The sequence below is a fragment of the Streptomyces sp. NPDC031111 genome, from assembly GCF_055570675.1.
Genome location: NZ_JBVIGS010000054.1, coordinates 1 through 4,261 on the forward strand (window position 1 = coordinate 1; position 4,261 = coordinate 4,261).

The following is a 4,261-nucleotide window of genomic DNA, read 5'->3' on the forward strand; positions in this document are numbered from 1 at the left end:
GGTAGCCCTTGTCGACCCAGCACGTGATGCCGGCCTCGGCGAGGGCGTCGACGATGCCGCGTTCGCAAGCCGCGCGGATGTCGTGGACAGCTCCGGGCAAGGCCGGTGAGGACCACAGCAGCCGGCCGAAGGGATCGGCGATGACCTGCAGGTTCATCCCGTGCCTCCTATGCTTCCCCGAGTAGTAGGGCCGGTCCGCGGCGATCCGATCGATGGGCAGCAGGGTCCCGTCCAGCAGCACGAACGCCTTCGACGATGCTGTCCGGACCGCCTCCGTGAGGGTCGGCGCGAGGGCGGCCAGGACCTCAACGGCCTCGGTGATGTGCCGGTACGCGGTCGTGGTTCCGATGCCGAACCCGGCCGCGAGCTGGGCATACGGGTGGCCGTTGCGGAGATGGGCAAGAGTGAGCAGGGCCTGCTGGCCTGCACTCAGGCGCCGTAAGCGGGTGCCGAGCTCTTGGCGGCGCTGACGGAGCTTGGCGGACAGGAAGCGCAGGGCAGAACTGGACACGTCGACGTTCGACGGGTAGACAAACACACGAAGCCTCTGGTGGAGACGGATTTCTTGGCCGACAACCCATCTACCAGGGGTCTCACTTGTCTGTCAGCCCAACTCGCCTTCCAACCCGACAGGTTGGAAAGAGCTCCGTGCCTGCGCTGCGTCCGCCCCCTGCCCGAACCGGGATGTCCCCTCCAAGACGTGCCAGCACGGCACTCCGGACGAAACGTGATCATGCAATGGCCCCTGGGCGTGAGGGAGAGGCAGTGGTGTGCTACAGCCGTCGTCCTAGGCGACTGGAACTTTTTCGGGGAGACGGCGGATATAGCAGTGGAGGATCCGGGTGGTCCAGGCCGGGGCGGTCGATCTCGGCGATCACTACGGACAGCAGGGGTCCGTGAAGAATTTCCGTGCCGAGTTCATGGCCGATGTGTTGAGAGATGACCTGCGAGCATGCCGCGATCGCATCCGCGCCGGCAGAGGTGAGGGCATGAATTTTAGACGCGAAACCATGTCGGCTCCGACCTCGAACACTGGGTGGATATCCAGGCTCGAACCATTCGTGAACTTTCCCGTCCACGGCATAGTGGAACGTCTTCAATGCTTTCGCTGTCCGGAGAAGGATGATCGATTCGGTGCGCTCTGACAGGTCGCGCATGATTTTTGCTGTACAGCCGATCGGATTGTCGAACTCTAGGCAGAAGGCCCATCGCCCCAGTGACCCGGCACGCAGTGCAGTGCCCAGGGTGGGCGCTGCGGGAGCTTCCCCTGCGGATAGCCAGCGAGCCTTATCGAGATCAGCTCCGTAGATGGCAATCACCTGTTCCGGGGTTTTTTCCAGGGAAAAACTCAAGCAGAACTGGTCCGAATTTTCCCACCGCCGGGGGTTGGGCATCTGCTCTCCATGGGTCTCGTTCAGCCCTCCAGTTAATCCACGGGCGGAGCTCCGTGGATTAACTGGAGCGGCAAGCCTGCTACTCGACTGTGTCGAAGTAGTCGGGCACGGTGAGGTAGAAAGGATCCTTCTCGATCAGGCGCATGTTCTGTATGAGATTGCTGTACGCAGTGCCGGCGAGCTTGTTCTGGTCAAGGTTGACGTGACCGCGTACACAGGGCTCTGTTCCGGTGACCGGCCTGGAAGGATCGGCCTCGTAAACTCTCCATTTTCCGTCATCCTCGAACAGGGGCACGATCTCGGCGCACATGCCGCCATCGGTACCACCTTGTTCGGTCGAGGCGAAGGGGAATTCATCGCACGAGTCGCTCAGGACCACATCGTCGGGTTTCACAACGAAAGGGACTGAACTCTTCTCCTCGCAGGTGAACTTTCTCCTGGCATCGCCATCCAGGGCCCGAGTCATCGGGGACCCACTGTAGAGCCCCCACTTGTTCGGGAGATTCCACTGCGCCCACCCGTACGTAACCGCCGCGGCACCGTACTGACTGACCGGAAGTTCCAGTTGGGGTGTGATGCTGGGCAGTGCGCAACCGGTGCTGGTGTTGCCGCCTCCGGTCAGGGCGGAGTCGCAGCGGACGACACGGGGATTCGACCAGTTGACGTTGGGCAGTGTCGGTATCGTTCCCGGCTGCGTTATGTAGAGGTTGTACTTGACGGTCGAAGAGTCGGCCACTCCGACGGCAGGGACGTCGGAGTAGGTGACCGAACCGAGAGCGGTCTGCCCGTCGGTGAGGGTCCAGTTACCGTTCCACGGGTGCTCATCCGTTGCTTTACAGGTCGAGGTGCACAACGCAGTGGCCGCGATGTTGAGGCTCGTCACTTGTTGCGTGTACTGAGTGGCCTCAACCATTATCTCCTCACTCCACTCGCCTGAGCGAGGGTTCAGGGTTGCGCTTGAGCTGACGTAGAGGATCGCCGTCCCCAGCACCTGCTGCTGCTCGCCGCGGAGAGTGAAATTCACCGTCATCTCGCGTAGGCAGTAGCTCAGCCTTTCGAAGTGCCAGTACCCCGGATCCGTGATGGTGCAAACACTTCCGGCCGCCGCTGCGGTGGCGGTACGGGCGTCCTTGACCGAGTTTGACGACTGAGCCGTGAAAGGCAGAACGGCTGTACACGTCTCCGCGACTCCGGCATGCCGCTCAGGTGAATCCGGAGGCGTTGAAGTGCATGACTCCTTAGTTGGCTTCGCCTTGATGGATTCCGACGTCATGCTCTCTTCTTGCGGCCCCACGTCGAGATCTGTCTCCAGAGACCGGAGCATTGACGCATTATTCTGCGACTGAGTTTCGGCAACCGCCTGAGCAGGTAAGAGCAGCATCATTGATGCTGCCGCCAGCGCCAAAATCCATCTACATCTACTGTCCACGGAATTCCCATTCTTTGCATGGATGGGCGCGCTTCGGGCAGCGGTAGGAAATCACGATACGATCATTACGTCAACGATCATTTTTGGACAGCAAATGCCGCATGCACCTATCTAAACTTAACTGCTGATGTCATGTAGGTTTACATTTGACTGCCCGTACGGGTTCACATATTCGGCGTGGTGGGCTGGCATGCGCGAAGAGGCGGAAGGTCCGCACGGTCCACGGCCCGCGCCTCCACCGGTCGGTCGGGAACGGTGCCCGATCACAGCCCGGCGGCCAGCCGGACGGTCACGGCCGCGGTGGCGATGAGTCCGATATTGAGGGTGATCCGGCGGTCCTCACCGGCCAGGTGGACGGCGACGGCACAGAGTTGCAGGAGTACGAAGCCGATGGCCGCGGTCGGCGCCAGCGAGGGAGCGATACCGGTCAGCGGCGGCAGGACCAGTCCGGTCGCGCCGAGGATCTCGACCGTTCCCAGCGCCCTGACGGCGGGCAGCGGTACGCGGTCGACTCAGGCCATCATCGGCCGGAGCTGATCGCGACTGCGGATGACCTTCATCGCGCCCGCGTAGAGGTAGAAGAGGGCGAGAAGTCCTGTGACGATCCAGTAGGCGATGTTCATCGCTCCCCGTTCATGGGCCACCGGTCCCCGGGGCCCCTTCGATCGTGCTCATTGATCCATTTTTATCCCGAATTCGCAGGCCAGGCTGCTGGTGTGGGCGGAGAGTGGTGTGCTCGTGCTGCCTTGAGGGCTGATTGGTAGCAGGTGATCGTCTGCCACGGGGGACTTCCCGGGTTCTTGAACGGTTTGCCGGGGTGTTTTGTAGCCTCCGAGGCAGGAGGGAGGCACAGGGTGGACGTGCTGACGTGGACGATCGAGCGGCGGATGCAGTTGGCCGAGCGGGCCGAAGTGCTGCGCAAGGAACTGGCGGAGACCGACGCCGAGCTGGCCCGGCTGGAAGCTGCCGAGGTGGTGTTCGGGCAGTGGGCCGAGGCGACGGACGGCGGACGGCAGTCGTCGCCGGCCGTGGAGCCCGGGCCGGATCCGGAGCGGGTGGTGGCGACACCCGGGGCGGCCGGGATGCGACTGATCCCGGATCGCAAGGAGGGCATGGGGACAGAGACGCTCACGCCGGAATACCGGCGGATCATGGAGATCGTGACGACTGCGCCAGGGCCCGTGATGGCCAAGGACGTTGCGCTCGCGCTGGGCCGGGAGAACACCCCGGGCAAGGTCGAGCCGGTCCGCGGCCAGTTGCGCAAGCTGTCGGACCGGGGCTGGCTGGCGCGCACGGGCTCCGGACGCTATCTGCCGCGCTGACCGCCGGCGGCGGTCTGGCCGGTTCCGGCCGTAACACGAGGGCCCCCGACGGGAGTTGGCGCCTGTGTGAAGAAGCAGCCGTCCGCCGAGGGCTCTCCCGGTGTTGTCTACCAGGT

General features: G+C 63.2%; 4 protein-coding genes and 1 pseudogene. 1 reads left to right on the plus strand and 4 read right to left on the minus strand.

Annotation, left to right across the window (positions count from 1 at the left end; all coding sequences use genetic code 11):
- The 4 genes and pseudogenes from ACZ470_RS40425 to ACZ470_RS40440 form a co-directional block, all read right to left on the minus strand.
- The coding region (locus tag ACZ470_RS40425) for a transposase family protein (protein WP_468434953.1) at positions 1 to 538 on the minus strand (538 nt) is incomplete at its 3' end.
- Positions 539 to 773: 235 nt separating this feature from the next.
- A complete protein-coding gene (locus ACZ470_RS40430) occupies positions 774 to 1,394 on the minus strand; it encodes a DUF6461 domain-containing protein (RefSeq protein WP_468434954.1) in 621 nt (206 codons plus the stop codon).
- 79 nt (positions 1,395 to 1,473) lie between these two features.
- Complete coding sequence (locus ACZ470_RS40435; protein ID WP_468434955.1) at positions 1,474 to 2,823, minus strand: NucA/NucB deoxyribonuclease domain-containing protein; 1,350 nt, start codon at positions 2,821 to 2,823, stop codon at positions 1,474 to 1,476.
- Between the two features lie 263 nt (positions 2,824 to 3,086).
- Positions 3,087 to 3,446, minus strand: a pseudogene (locus ACZ470_RS40440) (DoxX family protein).
- A 231-nt stretch (positions 3,447 to 3,677) separates the two neighbouring features.
- On the opposite strand from ACZ470_RS40440, the gene ACZ470_RS40445 reads away from it, so the two are divergent.
- A complete protein-coding gene (locus ACZ470_RS40445) occupies positions 3,678 to 4,145 on the plus strand; it encodes a hypothetical protein (RefSeq protein WP_468434956.1) in 468 nt (155 codons plus the stop codon).
- The last annotated feature ends 116 nt before the right edge of the window (positions 4,146 to 4,261 follow it).

What these genes read in the sequence shown, in the direction of transcription:
- ACZ470_RS40430 (WP_468434954.1), bottom strand. Translation starts at nt 1,394, where the DNA reads ATGCCCAACCCCCGGCGGTGGGAAAATTCGGACCAGTTCTGCTTGAGT.